This window comes from Flagellimonas chongwuensis (assembly GCF_013376415.1).
Lineage (GTDB): Bacteria > Bacteroidota > Bacteroidia > Flavobacteriales > Flavobacteriaceae > Flagellimonas > Flagellimonas chongwuensis.
The window spans coordinates 973956-991405 of record NZ_WYET01000001.1 but is presented as its reverse complement, the minus strand read 5'-3'; the positions used below and the strand labels follow the sequence as shown (position 1 = coordinate 991405).

General features: G+C 42.5%; 10 protein-coding genes. 4 read left to right on the top strand and 6 right to left on the bottom strand.

Annotation, left to right across the window (positions count from 1 at the left end; translation table 11 throughout):
- Positions 1 to 238: 238 nt before the first annotated feature.
- The 4 genes from GUA46_RS04320 (at position 239) to GUA46_RS04305 (ending at position 8264) form a co-directional block, all read left to right on the top strand.
- Positions 239 to 3214 carry a SusC/RagA family TonB-linked outer membrane protein gene (locus GUA46_RS04320; RefSeq protein WP_176619433.1) on the top strand — a complete coding sequence of 992 codons (2976 nt, stop codon included), beginning with the start codon at positions 239 to 241 and terminating at the stop codon, positions 3212 to 3214.
- Between the two features lie 10 nt (positions 3215 to 3224).
- The gene (locus GUA46_RS04315) at positions 3225 to 4838 is read left to right on the top strand and encodes a RagB/SusD family nutrient uptake outer membrane protein (RefSeq protein ID WP_176619432.1); all 1614 of its coding nucleotides are present in this window, start codon (positions 3225 to 3227) and stop codon (positions 4836 to 4838) included.
- Positions 4839 to 4875: 37 nt separating this feature from the next.
- Positions 4876 to 7011: a hypothetical protein gene (locus GUA46_RS04310; protein ID WP_176619431.1), complete on the top strand. Its 2136-nt coding sequence runs from the start codon at positions 4876 to 4878 to the stop codon at positions 7009 to 7011.
- Between the two features lie 107 nt (positions 7012 to 7118).
- A complete protein-coding gene (locus tag GUA46_RS04305; protein ID WP_229418426.1) occupies positions 7119 to 8264 on the top strand; it encodes a glycoside hydrolase family 16 protein in 1146 nt (381 codons plus the stop codon).
- Positions 8265 to 8384: 120 nt separating this feature from the next.
- Here GUA46_RS04305 and GUA46_RS04300 read toward each other — a convergent pair whose 3' ends face one another.
- The 6 genes from GUA46_RS04300 to GUA46_RS04275 all read right to left on the bottom strand — a co-directional run bounded on the left by GUA46_RS04300 (position 8385) and on the right by GUA46_RS04275 (position 17403).
- Entirely contained in the window at positions 8385 to 8567 is a 183-nt protein-coding gene (locus tag GUA46_RS04300) for a CPXCG motif-containing cysteine-rich protein (protein ID WP_108246910.1), read from the bottom strand.
- Positions 8568 to 8570: 3 nt separating this feature from the next.
- Entirely contained in the window at positions 8571 to 9896 is a 1326-nt protein-coding gene (locus GUA46_RS04295; protein ID WP_176619430.1) for a TolC family protein, read from the bottom strand.
- On the bottom strand, positions 9896 to 13186 hold the full coding sequence (locus tag GUA46_RS04290; RefSeq protein ID WP_176619429.1) for an efflux RND transporter permease subunit: 3291 nt from the start codon (positions 13184 to 13186) through the stop codon (positions 9896 to 9898). The genes GUA46_RS04295 and GUA46_RS04290 overlap by 1 nt, the downstream gene beginning before the upstream one ends.
- A gap of 11 nt (positions 13187 to 13197) precedes the next feature.
- Entirely contained in the window at positions 13198 to 14319 is a 1122-nt protein-coding gene (locus GUA46_RS04285) for an efflux RND transporter periplasmic adaptor subunit (RefSeq protein WP_176619428.1), read from the bottom strand.
- A 147-nt stretch (positions 14320 to 14466) separates the two neighbouring features.
- Entirely contained in the window at positions 14467 to 15354 is an 888-nt protein-coding gene (locus GUA46_RS04280; protein WP_176619427.1) for a leucine-rich repeat domain-containing protein, read from the bottom strand.
- 135 nt (positions 15355 to 15489) lie between these two features.
- Positions 15490 to 17403: an ABC-F family ATP-binding cassette domain-containing protein gene (locus GUA46_RS04275; RefSeq protein ID WP_176619426.1), complete on the bottom strand. Its 1914-nt coding sequence runs from the start codon at positions 17401 to 17403 to the stop codon at positions 15490 to 15492.
- Positions 17404 to 17450 lie beyond the last annotated feature (47 nt).

Here is a 17450-nt window from a genome sequence, read left to right as displayed (position 1 = left end):
TAAAATTACCCCTACAATAACTCTACATTTTCACAAATCACCTCAAATTCAGCGATTTGCCAGACAGTATAATCAGGGGTATATTTTTTTCAAATCATCATATTTCAAGGGGTTTAAATAGCAAAACATCAATTTTAACCCCATAAAATTGCCGATGTAGGTTTTTTATAGAGGTAGCTCCTTTGTTAAGAAGACGTTAAGCCACTTACTTTTATGTCCAAACTAAATTTACTCAAAAATGAGATATGGATTTTTAACATGGATAGTGCTTTTATGTACCGCCTATGGATATTCACAAACTAAAACCGTAACAGGTACGGTATCCGACAATATGGGACCCATGCCGGGTGTAAACGTACTTGTAAAAGGAACGACCAATGGGGTTGTTACCGATTTTGATGGTGAATTCACCATTGACGATGTTTCCAATGACGACACTTTAGTGTTCAGCTACATTGGCTTTGTATCACAAGAAGTGTCCGTTGGTACGCAAACTGAAATCAACATTACATTGAGCGAAGACACACAAGCCCTCGACGAAGTGGTTGTTGTAGGATATGGTACCCAAAAGAAAAGTAACGTTATCGGTTCCGTGACAAGCGTAGAGGTGGAGGAAGCAACCAATGTGCCCACCACCAACGTTTCCGAAATGCTTCGGGGTAGAGCCGCTGGTGTACAGGTAAATCTCGGTGATGCACGACCTGGTGGTGCTTCCAATATTATAATTAGGGGTAACGTATCCGTTGACGGAGGAAACTCTCCATTGATTATCGTGGACGGTCTTCCTTTTGATGACCTTAATGATGTAGCCCCGGACGATATTGCCAACATTGAAATCTTAAAAGATGCCTCCTCAACCGCCATCTATGGTTCAAGGGCATCCAACGGTGTTATCTTGGTAACAACGAAAACGGGTAAAACAGGTAAAGCTACCATAGACTACCACGGTTACACTACCGTACAAACGTTGACCAAAAACTTCAATCAATACACTGGCTCACAATTTATAGACCTAAGAAGAGAAGCCAACAGGAACAGGTTCACGGGCGACTACTTGAACGATGTGAACATTTTCACACCTTTTGAACTAGATGCCATTGAGAACCAAGATTTTGTAGATTGGGAAGATTTGGTACTTAGGGATGCAGTAATCCAGAGCCATGCACTAAGCTTCTCCGCTGGTAGCGAAAAGACCAAGGTTTTTTCCAGTTTCAACTATTTTTCACAAGAAGGTATTATTCCAAATTCAGGTTTTGACAGAGGCACATTCAAACTAAACTTAGAACAAAAAATATCTGATAAATTGACATTCCGTGGAATCATCAATTATCAGAACGCAAAACAAGACCGCGAAACAGGAGGAATAAACTTTACCACCATAACGCCACTTGCCCAGCCTTACACTGCGGACGGTGAGCTCCAGAAGTTTTATTTGGGCCCATCGAACACATCGGTAAACCCGTTATGGGACCAAAGAGAATCTGTGGATGAGACCAAAATCAACCTTACAGATGTCAACTTGAGCCTTATCTATGACATAGCGCCCAACCTAAGCTATACATTGAAAACTTTCTTAAGAAACCGTAACACCAACCAAGGAGTATATCGTTCCTCATTGCACTCTGCCGGTGATGAAGGTATCGACGGACTTGGGGTATTGTCCAACACCTTGTTCAAGCAGGTGCTTGTGGAAAACATCTTGATGTACACACCTCAAATCAATGATAGTCATAATGTGGACTTTACCGCTGTACAAGCATTCGATGAACGCCGTACCGAGTATACGCAATTGGATAAATCCGGATTCACCAATGATGCCCTCGGATTTAATGGTAACGCTACCGAATTACTGAACAATGTAAGAGATGTTTCCCAGCGTAGGCTATATTCCTTCTTGGGAAGGATTAGGTATGGTTACTTGGATAGATACCTTTTGGAAGCGACTGCACGTGCGGATGGCGCTTCGGTTTTTGCCGCAAACCAAAAATGGGGCTTCTTCCCAGCTGTATCCGTAGCATGGAAAATGCACATGGAACCCTTTATGCAAGATATCGATGCCATTAACGAAATGAAGTTTAGGGTGAGTTATGGTGCCACAGGTAACCAAGGAATAGATCCTTTAGAATCTTTAGGGGTTGCCGACGACCTCCCCTACGTGTTTGGCGATGAAACCGTGGCAGGTGCCACCGCATCATCCCGACTGCCCAACCCTGACCTAAAATGGGAGAAAACAGCAACTTTGAACGCTGGTGTGGATTTTAGATTGTTCAACAACTTTTTCCAAGGAACTTTTGAATACTACAAAGCCAACACCAACGATCTTTTATTGGATAGATCCATTGCTGGAACCACAGGTTTTAATGTGACTCGATTCAATGCAGGTGAAATACAAAACCAAGGTATTGAAGCTTCTTTGACCTCTAATATTATCCGAAAAGAAGATTTTAGTTGGTCTTTGGGGCTTGTTTTCTCCAGAAACAGAAACGAGGTAATCTCCCTCACAGGAGAGCTTGATGATCAAGGTAATCCCATCGATATAACCGATGCCAATTCAGGAAGACGTTTATCCGTTGGTCATTCCATCAACAATATCTGGCTGCCAAAATATGATGGCATTTACCAAGAAGGCGATGACATTGCCGGTTCTGGAAACCCATTGGCACAGCCAGGTGATGTTCGCGTGGTGGATCAGGACGGCAACGGACAAATAGACAATCGCGACAACGTGTTCACAAATACAGATCCTGATTGGTACGGTTCCATCACCAACACCATTACCTACAAGAACTTTGATCTGTTTGCCGATATCTACATAGTACAAAATGCAACAAGGTTAAATCCTGTTCTCGCCAATGGTGAGCTTTGGAAGGGTGCCATTAACGGTATCAGGACTAAATATTACACTCCGGAATATCCATCGACAGAATATCCAAGACCAAAACCAGACACGCACTTGCACCTGTTCCCTTTTGCTGTTAGAGATGCATCCTACGTGAGATTACGTACGCTTACATTGGGCTACAACATTCCCAGGGATACTTTCTCCAAGATTGGATTACAAAGTGCCAAGGTATACTTAACCGGAACCAACCTGTTCACCTTTACCGATTTTAAATCGTACAGCCCGGAACAGACGCCTTTAAACAATGATCAAAATGGTTCTGCTTTCCCTGAGACCAGAAACATAACCCTAGGTGTAAAATTAGGATTCTAAAAAAATTGTCATGAAAAATATATTTCAACATTTAATATCTAAAAAAGCAATGGCAATATTCCTTGTCGTTGCCACATTCGCATCATGCGAAAAAGAATTGGAGGATGAGCTGTTGTCCGATACCTCGGTCGACTTCCTGTACTCCACGCCAGAGGGCTTGGAAAATGCCGTTGTAGGCCTATACACCCTCAACAGAAACCTTTACCAAGATTTAAGCTTGAATGGAACATATCCTCTAATTCCACAGGCAAAAAGCGATTTGGGCGTGGGTATCACCGGAGAGGTCTCCCTCTACAGTCGTTTGCTTTGGGGAGCCAGTTTGGGCGATTACGGTACCACATCGGGCATTAATGCCTACTGGGTCAACTACTATAAAATAGTTGAGAGAGCCAATGCCGTCATCCAAGGCGCGGAAAATTTGGAGGATATTGAAGAAAGTAGACGAAACCAAATTCTTGCAGAGGCCAAATGTATGCGTGCCCACGCCTACTTCACTTTGTACCGACTTTTCAACAACATTTTTATCACCACGGAGCCCACTACGCCCCAGAATGCGTTTGATGTACCCCAGGACAAATCTTCAGAGGAAGAAATCTTTTCTCTGCTACGTTCCGATTTGGACTTCGCCATAGCAAATTTGGACTATACTACGCCTCAATTTGGACGTTGGGCCCAAGGTGCCGCTAGACATTTGAGAGCCAAAGTGGCCATGTGGGAGAACGACTGGACCGAAGCAGCCGCCCAAACCGATGCCATCATAACAAGTGGCAGCCATAGTTTGACGGAGACCACGGCAGAAGTATTTGCAGGAGAGCTTAATCATTCCGAAACCCTTTTTGCCATCAATTTTGAAAGGCAGACCATTGGAGGTGGAGACCCCCATATCATGAACTGGAACATGGTTGCCAGCTATGCGGATGCACCCGGTCTGATTCAATCTGTTGAAAATGGCGGTGCAGGTGCTGGGTTTATTTCCTTGAACCAGTACACCATCGACCTTCTCAATGAAGACCCGAACGATACCAGAAAAAATGGCACCTACTATATTTTCGAATATCTCTACAACGATGAGACCGCAGTACCTGCCGGAAGTGAGTTGGGCGACCCATTAGACCTGTACGAGAACAGCGAGGACGACCAAAACGAGTTTATGCTCTACTACAGAAGGCAAAACCCCGGAATCATCAAGTTCCTTGATGAGACTGTGGAGCCTACAGACAGAAATCATTTTAAGAACATTATGATCTACCGTTTGGCAGAGACTTATTTAATCGGTGCCGAAGCACATATGATGCTGAACAATTCCGCCAAGGCAATGGAATACCTTAATGCCGTACGAACCAGAGCGAATACCGCCCCAGTGAACAGTATTGACCTGGAAACTATATTGGAAGAAAGGGCCCGCGAACTTGCTTTTGAAGGTCAACGTTGGTTCACCCTAAAGCGTACCGGATTGTTGTACGATTATCTTTTGGACCATATGAACAACGACAATATGAACGAGTCTTACCCAGAGGGGAATCCAAAAGACATTCTTAGGGAGTACATGCAAAATTGGCCCATTCCACAGCAACAAATGGACCTTTTGGGACCCAACTACCCACAGAATGATGGGTATAACTAAACCGGCACAAACTAGCATTAACTTATAACATTGAAAGATGAAAAAGCATAATAATAACATGAACAAATCTAGTTCCAGACTACCCTTATTGGTTGTCCTAATGGTGATTGGAGTTTTGGGCACAATCATTTCTTGCGAAACGGAGGATGACATTCCGCCTCCTTCCGCCTATGTTCCACCAACGCCGGAACCAGAGCCCGAACCAGGTGAAGACTGTACCTTTTCTACCATTGTTCCCGAATTGTCCGAAGGTATGGATTTTGAGTGCGGAGGACCTGAGGTCACTTTCTTTGGAGAGAAAGACGGTTCCTTTACCCTTGAATACGTGGAAAATCCAGACCCATCCGGCATCAACACCTCGGAAACCGTGGTAGAATACACACAAACAGCCTATATTGAACCATGGGCAGGCTTCTTTTTTGATTTGGCCAGCAAAGTGGATTTCAACGAAATGCAGACCGTAAAAATTAAAGTGTACTCGCCCGCTGCAGACCAAATCGTATTAATGAAGTTTGAGGACAAGACCGATAACTCCATTGCAAAAGAAGTCCAGGCGACTACAACCGTCGCAGGTGAATGGGAAGAATTATCATTCGTTTTCTCACCAAGTGATTCCGATAAATTTGATAGACTGATTCTATTTTTTGATTTTAATGGCGAGAAAAGTGCGGAAACCACCCACTATTTCGACGATATTGCGATGAGCGAAGGTGGCGAAGTGGAAGAGCCGGTTGAAACCGGTGAACCTACTGCTCCAGCCCCAGACCCGACCATAGACCCAACAGAGGTAATTTCATTGTTCAGCGACGTGTACACCAACGTTACCGTGGACACATGGAGAACCGATTGGTCCAACGCAACATTGGAGGACATCGAAATTGATGGGAATGCAGTTAAAAAGTATAGCGAGCTTAACTTTGTAGGAGTAGAAACCACATCAAGTCCAATCGATGCTTCCGGAATGACCCATTTTAGAACGGATATCTGGACTGGTGATGCAACGGAATTCAAAATCAAATTAGTGGACTTTGGAGCCGATGGTGCTTTCGAGGGAGGTGATGATGTCGAGCACGAATTGACATTTGAAGCGCCCGCACAAGAAGAATGGGTGACCTTGGATATTCCACTATCTGATTTTACCGGACTAACAACAACAGAACATATTGCCCAGTTGATATTCGTGGGTGCCCCTAGTGGAGCAAACACTGTTTATGTGGACAACGTTTTATTTTATAACGAAGCAGGAGTTTCCGACACCCCTTTCTCAGGTGCTCCGGCACCTTCGGTTCCAGAAAACTTTGTGATTTCGGTATTCAGTGATGAGTATACCGATATTTCCGGTACCGATTTCAATCCAAATTGGGGGCAAGCTACTGTAGTTACACAGGAAGATATAGCTGGCAACAATACCTTAAAATATGATGGCCTAAACTACCAAGGAACTCAATTCGAAAATGCATTGGATGTTTCTGGAATGACGATGATTCATCTGGATTATTGGACACCTGATTCTTCTGACCTCAACCTATCATTAGTTAGCTCTGGACCTGTTGAAACACCATATTCCATTGAAATCACCACTGGTGAATGGGTAAGTGTAGACATTCCTTTAACCGAGTTCTCCGGAGTAGTGGATTTATCAGACGTAATCCAATTGAAATTTGATGGAAATGGAACCATCTTTTTAGATAACATTTATTTCTTTTCACCACCTCCCACAGAACCTGTAACTGGGGCACCGACCCCAACCTTGGCACAGGCAGATGTATTATCTATATTCAGTGATACCTATACCGATGTTGCCGATACCGAATTTAATCCGAATTGGGGGCAGGCAACCGTGGTTACACAAGAAGACATAGATGGGAACAATACCTTAAAGTATGCAGGTCTCAACTATCAGGGAACACAATTCTCATCTTCACTGGATGTTTCTGGTATGACGATGATCCATGTAGATTATTGGACGCCGGATTCATCGGCCCTTAATTTATCTTTGATAAGTACAGGACCGTTAGAAACTCCATATGCATTCGAAGTAACTGCAGGAGAATGGGTAAGTGTAGACATTCCTTTGACAGAGTTCTCCGGTGTAGTTGATTTAACCGATGTAATTCAGTTAAAATTTGATGGAAATGGAACCATTTTCTTAGACAATATCTATTTCCACTAATCATATAATGAAAAACAGATCATAAATTGATTTGAGTTAGTTAATTAAGCAAACGGATTAGCTCCTTTCATACAATAGAAAGGAGCAAAATCCAACTAAGGTTTTCTATGAAAAACAAATTGTACATTCACCAAATAGTTAAAATGAGCATTTTCAATATTTCCATACTGTCCCTCCTACTGACAATTTCTTGTAGTTCGGGGGATTCAGACTCCAACGATATTCCTACTAACCTCAGCGTGGACATTTTTGTTGTTGGGTCAAACGACAACAATCCTAATGGCGATGGTTCAGGAACGGTGCAGATAACCGCTTCGGCCAATAATGCGGTCAGGTATGCGTTCCGTTTTGGAACAGGGGACCAAATCGACAGCGAATCTGGAAATATCGAACATACCTTCCTTCAAGATGGAACAAATAATCACAATATTACCGTATGGGCCTACTCCGGGTCCGGGGCGTTCGTTAACGAAAGTTACAGCGTAGATGTTTACAGGTCCGACGAAGCCTATGCTACTTTGGTTTTTTCTGATGAATTTGAAAACGAAGGTAGACCGGATGACCAAAAATGGCATTATCAAGTTATTCCACCAAACAATGGCAGCTGGCATAATGACGAATTACAGCACTATACCGATAGGGAAGAGAATTCATATGTGAACGATGGAACCTTAAAAATAAAGGGCATCAAAGAGCAATACTCCTATAACGGAAGTACAAAAGAATATACCTCGGCCAGATTGAACGCCAAGTTCGCCTTTACTTACGGACGCATAGAGGTCCGGGCCAAACTTCCTAAAACAGCGGGTACATGGCCGGCCATTTGGACATTAGGTGCAAACTCGAATGAAACCGGAAACTATTTTGGAGATCAATACGGCAATGTAGGGTGGCCTCTTTGCGGGGAAATCGACATTATGGAACAAACCGGATGGGATAAAAACAGTACCATTTCACATTATCATTGGGGAGATTTGAACACAGAGGTGTACAGCGATGAAGGAGGTGAAATAGCCGTTGAAAATGCAGATTCAGAGTTTCATTTATACTCCATGGAGTGGGACAGCGAAAGTATTAAAACCTATGTGGATGATAACTTGGTATATGAATTTCAGAATGGTAGTAACAAACCATTTAATCACGAGCACTATTTGCTCCTAAATATTGCGATAGGTGGAAATTTGGGTGGGGATGTACCTGCAAATTTTACCGAAGATATCTTTGAAATTGATTATGTAAGAATATATCAGTAAACACAAATTCCAGTGCAAAGGAGTTAGATTGCTGAGCATTGCGATTTCAAGATTTTGGAAAAGTAAAAGCTATTAACTTATTCCAACCAACCCAAAGCCGGAGTTTATACTTCGGCTTTTTTATTGTCCAATTTCCTTCGGTTCAAAATAAGTCAATTCCTGATTGTTAAACTTTGCCGTAGCCTCGATGGGATTACAACATACTTCGCAATCCTCGACATAGGTTTGTTGCGGCACAGAGCTATCCAACAAAAAGGAAATTTCTTCCCAACAGTACGGACATTGAAAAAAATGCTCGTACATGGCTTAAAATTCTACATTGAGCAGTTGACCACTAACTTGAAGCATTTGAAGTTCCGCCAATTTTGCATTGTATTTGGCTTGGCTCTTGGCCAACTCAGCATTTAACAAATTCAGCTGGGCTTGGCGAAATTCTATGGAAGTCACCTGACCAAGTTTATATCTTTCATCGGTACGGTTAAAGTTGTTCTGGTTGGTCTGCAAGTTTTTCTCCTGGACCTGTAAAACATAAAGCGCATTGGTATAACTGTCCCATGCGTTACGGATATCCCTTTCTACCTCCAACTGAATCTGTTTCTTCGCAATCTCTTGATTCTGGTAGGCAATTTTGGCATTTTTTATCCCAGTTATGGTAGTTCCTCCATCAAACAAGTTCCAAGTAAGGTTCACGGTACCTGTTACCCCTGTAGACGTGTTTTGCAAAGCAAAGGCCAATGGACTGTTGTTGTTGGACTCGTTCCAACCATACGTTCCGGTAAGTCCAATGGTGGGCAAGTAGCCACTTTTGGCTATTCTGATGTCATTGAGACCCATGTTTATGTCCTTTTCCACTATTTGAAGCCTAACGTTGTTCATTTGGGCCTCATTGTACATATTTTCCATTTGAAGACCAGGAACAAAAGTCACGGTAGTATCGGCAGAAAACGTAGCCGATAGATCACGGTTAAGAATAAGGTTCAGATCCCTCATTGTATTTCGCAATTGCTGTCTGGAATTCAACAAATTGATGCTATCCGTATTAATGTCCACCTCGGCGTTCAACACATCCAACCCTGTATTTTGCCCAAACTCAAACTGGTACTGTGCCCTTTTGAGCCTATCCTTGGAAATCTCCAGAGCCTGTTCCAAGGTAGCCGTATTCTCGGTAAGGCGGGCCGCTTCGTAATACACGGTGAACAATTGTAAAATGGTATTTTCGATGGTCTGTCTGACCTCCAATTCGGATTGTTCCGACCTTTCCTGAAAACTTTTGTAATTGTAATATCTGCCAAGACCGTCAAACAAGGTATAGTTTACGTTCACTGCAGCACTGTATCTTCTCGTCTCTGCTCCTTCCGCTCTTCTTGTATCTCCGTTGGCCAAAACACCTTCCGAGTTTTGCTTATCTATACTGCCGCTGGCATTCCCAGTAACCGAAGGCAAGTAACCCGAATTTAGAATATCTGCGTTGTTCTCATCAATTAACTTGGTATTTCTAGCGACCTTAATATCCAAATTGTTTTCCAAAATAAGGTTGATCGCCTCCTGCTTGGTAAGCACTTCATCCTGAGCATTTACGGATAAGCCAAGAAATATTAATATCAGGGGTAGTTTATACAAAAAGCTTTTCATTATCTGGTCTCTTCTGCAACGTTTGAGGTTTTTTCTCCGTTTTGTGACATATCGCTACTGTCGGTTCCGTTCAGGCTTACACTTTTCGACTGCATCTCTTCTTCTTCATGCTGTTCACGAATGGCTCGTTCCACCTCTTCCGGTGTAACTTCTTCTCCGGTCCACAGGCGTTTAGCCAAAACTTTCATATTGTTTCCAAAGGAAAGCAACAAAGGAAGCATGAGCAATGTCAAAATGGTGGCAAAACCTATTCCGTAGGCAATGGAAATGGCCATTGGCTTTAAGAACTGTGCTTGGCGGCTCTTTTCCAAAAGTAAGGGTGCCAAACCGGCAATAGTAGTAACCGATGTCAAGAAAATGGCCCTAAAACGTGAACGACCAGCTTCATAAATGGCATCATCGAACTTCATTCCATTTCTTAGATTGATGTTGAACTTGCCAATCAGCACCAATCCATCGTTTACCATGATACCAATGAGTGCGATAATTCCCAACATGGAAAGAATGTTGATTGGGAAACCGTGCAACCAATGTCCCCATGCCACCGCTGTTAAACTGAAGGGTACCATAAAAATCAACAATAAAGGTTGACTAATACTTCTAAAGGTGAAGGCTATGGTTATAAAAATCAGGAACAATACAATTGGACCTACAAATCCAAGTGAACCGATAAGTTTATTGGCCTCCCTGTTCTGGCCTTCATAAGATGGGCTTATGGTTGGATATTTTGCCAGAATATCGGGCAATACCTCGTTACGTATCCACAACATGGCATCTGTACCACTAGTGGTCTCGGGGTCCGTTAAATCGGAAGACACCTGAATTTCCCTTCTACCTTCCAAATGGTTGATGGCCACATCTCCTCTTTCAATGGTATACGTAGCTATTTCTTTTAATGGAATCCGGTCACCGCTTGGGGCCAGGATTCGCATCTCGTCCAAATCAGAAATTGACGACCTGTTCTCCCTATCGTAACGCACCCATACCCTAATTTCATCCTGCCCTCTCTGGAAACGCTGTGCTTGCGCCCCGAAGAATCCACCACGAACCTGATTCATTACCGTACGAAGGTCCAATCCAAGCAAATAGGCATTTTCCTTGAGTTCCAAACGTATCTCTTTGATTCCGGCCGGATCATTGTCCGTTACGTCCTTTAGGTTGGAATTGGCCTCCATAGCTTGCTTAAGCTCCATTTTGGCCGCCTTAAGCTCTTCAATATTGTTACCCAATAGCGAAACTGATACAGGGTTCCCTCCAAAGTTACCTCCTGAGCCATAAATCAAGCTTTCCACTCCAATTACCGGGCCTACGAGTTCACGAAGTCTCGTGGTTACCATGTCGGCACGTATACCATCCGGTCTTTCCTCTCCAGGCAACAGGTTGATTTCCAATGTTGCCGTGGATGAACCGGGTCCAAGGTTTTTAATCATGTTCACAAAAAGCATTTTATCCATGCCCTGTAAATATTCATCAGTCAATTCTTGGTTTACGATATGTGCTTTATCCTGTATTAGACTGATAATGGAATCAGTCACTTTCTCGTTGGTGCCGTTGGGCATAGTAAGATTTATAGATACTTGGTCACTGGCAATTCTTGGAAAAAATGCAGTTCGGATAATCCCTCCTCCAATGGAACCCAGCGTTAAAGCCAAAGCCATAAAGAACAGGGCAAAGGTCAAAAACTTGTAGTTCAGCATAAAATGGAGTGCCGGGCTATACCACTTATCCCGCATATAGTTCATTATCCTATCTCCTATTTTGTTGATGACGCGTAGCTCGGCAAATACCTTGGCAATGCCTGTTTTGGGTTTATCACTTTGTGGGTGCAAGGCTTTTGAATGTGCCAAGTGAGCGGGCAATATAATCAATGCTTCTACCAAGGAAACCACTAAAGTGAGAATCACTATAACAGAGACCTCACTAAAGAATTCGCCAATTCTACTATCAAGGAACAAGAAAATAGAAAATGCCAATATGGTAGTGATGATGGCCGAAATAATTGGCGGTATCACCTCCATGGTCCCATCCAAAGCGGCCTGCACGGGTGATTTTCCATCCTCGTAATGTTGATAGATATTCTCTGCTATTACAATTCCATCATCCACCAGAATACCGATTACAATAATCATCCCGAAAAGGGATAGTACATTGATGGTGACATTGAACATGGGTGCAAAAACAAACATCCCCAAAAATGCAATGGGAAGACCAAAGGCCACCCAGAATGCCAATCTTGTATTCAAAAAGAGGGACAGGAATACCAATACCAAAATCATTCCCACAATGGCGTTCTCGGTCAAGAGTTCGGTCCGTTGGGTCAATGTTGTTGAACGGTCATCGATTACATCCAACCGAACATTGGTATATTTTTCGTTGAAATCGCCGATATATTGCCGAACGTTTTCAGCAGAACCCATCAAATCTTCTGTATTTGTACTTGTAATCGTAACGTTTACGGCAAGCTCCCCATTAAAATAGGAGGCATTGGGGGTTTCGGAGAACCGGTCGCGGATAATGGCAACATCCTTTAAACGCACTGCCCTTCCTTCCACATCACCCCGAACTACGATATTGGATAGCTCATCCCCATAATACGAGCGGTTATTGGCTCTTATCAGATATTCTTCGGTTACTGTTTTGATATTTCCTCCCGTTACAAGGATATTGGCGTTGGAAACGGCTTGGGCGACATCGGCAAAGGACAGATTGTACGCCAAAAGACTGTTCTCGTCTACTGCAATCTCTATTTCCTCGTCAGGATAGCCGTCTATTTGTATCTGTGAAATACCGTCAATCGCTCTAAGATCGTTCTCAATCTGACGGGCAATTTGCTTTAATGTTGCCAAAGGAATATCCTTTCCGCTTACCGCAAAACTGATGGTCGGCCTTACAGGTTCTTGCTTGGCCACGATCAAAGGTTCCATTCCTGTTGGGAAGGTCGGTACACGATCCACCGCATTTTTAACCTCCAACAGCATAAAATCAACATTCCGTTCCTTTTCGATCTCTACATTGATGGTACCACTGTTCTCCCTTGAAGTGGATGTTACCCTTTCCACTCCTTCGAGTCCTTTAAGGTTGTCTTCTATTTTGAGGACAATCCCTTCCTCTATTTCTTGTGGCGAGGCGCCTGGATAAGCAATAGTTATGGTAATGTTCCGAGCTTCGTTGAGTGGAAAAAATGATGATTTCAAGGAAAGAATCCCTACAACCCCAAAGACAAAAAATGCCAAAATAAAGACATTTACTGCCATGTGGTATTTAATAAAATACGAGATGAGATTTCTCATGGCGGGGTTTTTTAAGATTTGCTTTCGTCAAAAGTGCGCACCAACATACCGGCATAGGCACCCGTCATCGGTTTGGCAACGATCACTTGGCCGTCAGGAACATTTTTGAGCACAACGGTCTTGTCCGTAAAAAATACGGGGTCAACATCCATTAAATCCAAAATGGAGTCCCGTACCACAAAAATTTGGTTGTTTTCCAATAAAAGTGACCTATTGATCTCAATGGCATTGGGCTCTTCCTTGGCCTCGAGATTGGCCTCGAGATATTGGCCTTCTTTCAAATTATCACCTTTGACCTCTATGTACACCATTATGGTCTGGGAATTTTGGTCTACCCTACTATTTACCCGTGTGACCTCGCCCATGTAGGTCTGGGTCTTTTCTAAATTACTGAGCTCTACCTTACGGCCCACCCTTAAGAAATCCCCGTAGGTTTTGCTTACGGATACTCCCAATTCATATAATCCAGTATCAATAAACTCACCTAATTTTTGTCCTGACCTAACCAAAGTCCCCTCAGTGACCAAAGCCTCGGTCAATACGCCGGTGAATGGAGCTGTTATGGTATACTTGGACAAACGCTGTTCCAAATTCTTGACATTGTAGTATGTTGTGATGATTTCCCTTCCAGTTATAAAAAACTTTTCTTTTTCGGAATCCAATTTTGGAAGTTCCGGTGTGGTCTTCTCCAAATCGAATCCGTTAAGATATTGCTGCCATTTGGGATAGATTTCTGGATAATCAAGTCTAAGGTCTGGCATTATGGAAGTAAGCAAATTGTACAGATTACTTTTGGCGGATTGTACAGTGGCATAATACTCGCTGGCATCTATTCTGATAAGTGTTTGGCCAGCGGCATATTCCTGTCCTGTTCGGAACAATTTACTTCCCGGCCTAAAAACACCTTGTACCTCGGAATAGAGTTCGACTCTCTTTTTAGCTTGAAGATTTCCATTTGCGGGAACCTTTATCGGTACGGTGGTATTCTGAACCGTATCCACAAAAACTGTCTTTACTATTTTTTGTGATGGCGGTCTTCTATTGTCTTTGCTATCGGCGATTAAGCCAGCAAAATATAGGGAGGCAAAAATAATTACACCTCCAAGAACAGCCGATATTATTAGCTTTCGCATGCGCTAGTTGGTTTAGTCGGTGCAAATCTATCCCCTACATTTTTTACAATGGTTAAATATTTCATAAAATCTATCGAAAATTTTGTCACAAAAAAAATGGGGATACACGCCTGTATCCCCAAACCAAACAAACTAAAGTAATACTAACTACTCGTTTTCGTTTTCGTCCTCGAATTTGGTATCTGCCATTCGAGTACGGTCTATTTTAATTTCATTGAACTTTGGAGCCAAAGTCTTATCGTCAGAATCAAAAACCAGAAACTGCTTGGAATCCATGTTGTGCAACACATTAAAGGAATTGAACCTGTTGTTTTGAAGTTGCAATATCTTTAAACTCGCCAATTGTCCGAATTCGGCTGGAATCTCCCCACCTAGTTGGTTGTTGGACAAAACCAGTTCTTTCAGCTGAACCAAATTCCCGATTTCCGCAGGTATCTGTCCTTCCAATTTGTTCTCAAAAAGACCCAAAGCCTCCAAGTTTGAAAGGTTACCTATAGATTTAGGTATATCTCCTTTTAGATTGTTGCTGGATAAATTAAGCTCTTTCAAATTTTTAAGCTCTCCAAAGCTTTCAGGTATAGTTCCTGTTAAAAAATTATTGAACATGGAAAAAATTTCCAATTGCTTAAGATGGCCTATCCCTTCAGGAATTCCACCTTTAATTCTATTCATCTCCAAACGCAACGTTTTGAGCTTCTCCAACTTGACCAAATCTTTGGGAAGTACACCCGTAATCTGGTTAAAAGCCAAGTTTAACGTGGAAATATGCTTAAGGTCGCCCAAACTTTCGGGCAACGTACCATTTAAATTGTTCATAAATAAGGTAAGCCCAACCACATGTCCCTGACTGATTTCCACACCTTTCCAGGTGTTGACAGGGGCATCCAAATCCCAAGAAGAGTTCCATTCCTTGCCATTGGTACTGTTGTAAAGGTCTACCAATGCAGATTTTTCTTTGGGGGAAACCTGTCCATTGGCCAACGATATACCAGCTGAGGACATCAAACAAAAGAGAAAAATCGTAATACGAAGCATTATTTCTTATTTAGTTGTAGGAAATTTACATACAAAATAATAAAAATGAGAAACATCTTACAAGTTTTATCGATAAACTCACAGCTATATGTTGTGAATTCACAAAAAAATGTTGTAAGAAAACGGTAACTTCTCTTAATCCAATGCTTCTAGTTCATGGGATAGGGTTTCCCAGTCTTCCATAAGACCTTCCAATTCTTTCTTTTTTCCTTCATACTTGTCAAAAAAGTTTGGTTTGGCAATGGTAGTATCATAGTCCATAAGAAGGTTGTGGTCAATATCTGCAATTTCTTTTTCCAATTGCGATATTTTCTTTTCCACACCACTGAGTCGATTCTTCAGTGATTTTTGTTTTTTCTGGATGTGGTAATCACTTTCCTTTATTTTTTCTTGGGGCTTTTCCTCTTTCTTTTGATCTCCTTTTTCAACACTTCGAAAATCATCCATTTTACGCTGTTCCAAGTAAAAATCGATATCGCCTAAATATTCCTTGATTCCCCCTTCCTTGAATTCGTAAACTCTATCCGTCAATCCCTGAAGAAAATCACGGTCGTGGGACACCAAGATCAGTGTACCTTCAAAATTTTGCAAAGCCTGTTTCAGCACATTCTTGGATTTAATGTCCAAGTGGTTGGTAGGTTCGTCCATCACTAGCACGTTAAAGGGCTGCAATAGCATCTTTGCCAATGCCAAGCGGTTTCTTTCACCTCCCGACAATACTTTTACATACTTGTCCACATCATCGCCCCTGAACAAAAATGAGCCAAGGATGTCCCTTACTTTACTCCGATTGCTCTCGTTGGCCGCATCGATCATAGTATCCAGAATGGTTTTGCTGCCATCCAGATACTCAGCTTGGTTCTGGGCAAAATACCCTAGCTGCACGTTGTGTCCGATTTTTAGATTTCCCTGATAATCGAGCTCCCCAACCATAATCTTGGCTAAAGTAGTCTTACCCTGTCCGTTTTGGCCAACGAAAGCTGTTTTGCTCCCCCTTTCCACCAAAAGGTCGATATCCTCTAATACTCTTTTAGAACCGTAGCTTTTTGAAACACGATCCAATTCGGCAATCACCTTCCCAGGATTTATGGACACAGGGAAACGCAGGTTCATTACACTGTTATCCTCTTCATCTACCTCGATTCGCTCCATTTTATCCAACTTCTTGATCAAGGATTGGGCCATGGAAGCCTTGCTGGACTTGGCTCTGAACTTTTCTATCAACCTTTCGGTCTGCTGAATTTGTTTTTCCTGATTTTTTTGGGCACTCAATTGTTGTTCCTTGATCTCTTTTCGGTGCACCAAAAATTGTGAATAGGGCTTACTGTAATCATATATCCTTCCCAAAGAAATCTCGATGGTACGGTTGGTGACATTATCCAGAAACATTTTATCGTGGGAAACGATTACCACTGCTCCGGTAAAGTTCCTTAAAAATTGTTCCAACCAGATGATGGACTCGATGTCCAAGTGGTTGGTAGGTTCGTCCAGCAAGAGCACATCATTGCTTTGCAGCAACAGTTTGGCAAGCTCGATTCGCATCCGCCACCCACCGGAAAATGTATCGGTGAGCTTGTTGAAATCTTCTCGCTTAAAACCTAGTCCAAGAAGAACCTTTTCGGTATCGCCTTGGTAATTGTACCCTCCCAAAATTTCATATCGATGGGTAACATCGTTCAGATCCACCATTAATTGGTGATAACCATCGCTTTCATAATCTGTACGTTCTGCCAAAGCCGTATTGATCTCGTCCAGCTTCAACTCCATCTCCTTGATCTCGGAAAATGCCTGGTAGGATTCTTCCAACACGGTTCTACCTTCCTCAAAATCGATGTCCTGTTTTAGAAACCCAATCTTGACGTTTTTCTCGGTTGCTATGGCACCTTCGTCCAAAGACATTTCCTTGGCCAAGAGTTTGAGCATTGTTGATTTTCCGGCACCGTTCTTTCCGATAAGCCCTACCCTGTCGCCCCCATTGAGACGAAAAGATATTTCCTCGAACAGGTATTCCCCTCCAAAGGCTACGGATAGATTATGAACATTTAGCATTTTATGTGACCTTGATTACAAAACATTAATTGGCGAATGTGTACTTT

What these genes read in the sequence shown, in the direction of transcription:
- GUA46_RS04315 (WP_176619432.1), top strand. Translation starts at nt 3,225, where the DNA reads ATGAAAAATATATTTCAACATTTAATATCTAAAAAAGCAATGGCAATA.
- GUA46_RS04300 (WP_108246910.1), bottom strand. Translation starts at nt 8,567, where the DNA reads ATGTACGAGCATTTTTTTCAATGTCCGTACTGTTGGGAAGAAATTTCC.
- GUA46_RS04285 (WP_176619428.1), bottom strand. Translation starts at nt 14,319, where the DNA reads ATGCGAAAGCTAATAATATCGGCTGTTCTTGGAGGTGTAATTATTTTT.
- GUA46_RS04305 (WP_229418426.1), top strand. Translation starts at nt 7,119, where the DNA reads ATGAAAAACAAATTGTACATTCACCAAATAGTTAAAATGAGCATTTTC.
- GUA46_RS04295 (WP_176619430.1), bottom strand. Translation starts at nt 9,896, where the DNA reads ATGAAAAGCTTTTTGTATAAACTACCCCTGATATTAATATTTCTTGGC.
- GUA46_RS04310 (WP_176619431.1), top strand. Translation starts at nt 4,876, where the DNA reads ATGAAAAAGCATAATAATAACATGAACAAATCTAGTTCCAGACTACCC.
- GUA46_RS04275 (WP_176619426.1), bottom strand. Translation starts at nt 17,403, where the DNA reads ATGCTAAATGTTCATAATCTATCCGTAGCCTTTGGAGGGGAATACCTG.
- GUA46_RS04280 (WP_176619427.1), bottom strand. Translation starts at nt 15,354, where the DNA reads ATGCTTCGTATTACGATTTTTCTCTTTTGTTTGATGTCCTCAGCTGGT.
- GUA46_RS04290 (WP_176619429.1), bottom strand. Translation starts at nt 13,186, where the DNA reads ATGAGAAATCTCATCTCGTATTTTATTAAATACCACATGGCAGTAAAT.
- GUA46_RS04320 (WP_176619433.1), top strand. Translation starts at nt 239, where the DNA reads ATGAGATATGGATTTTTAACATGGATAGTGCTTTTATGTACCGCCTAT.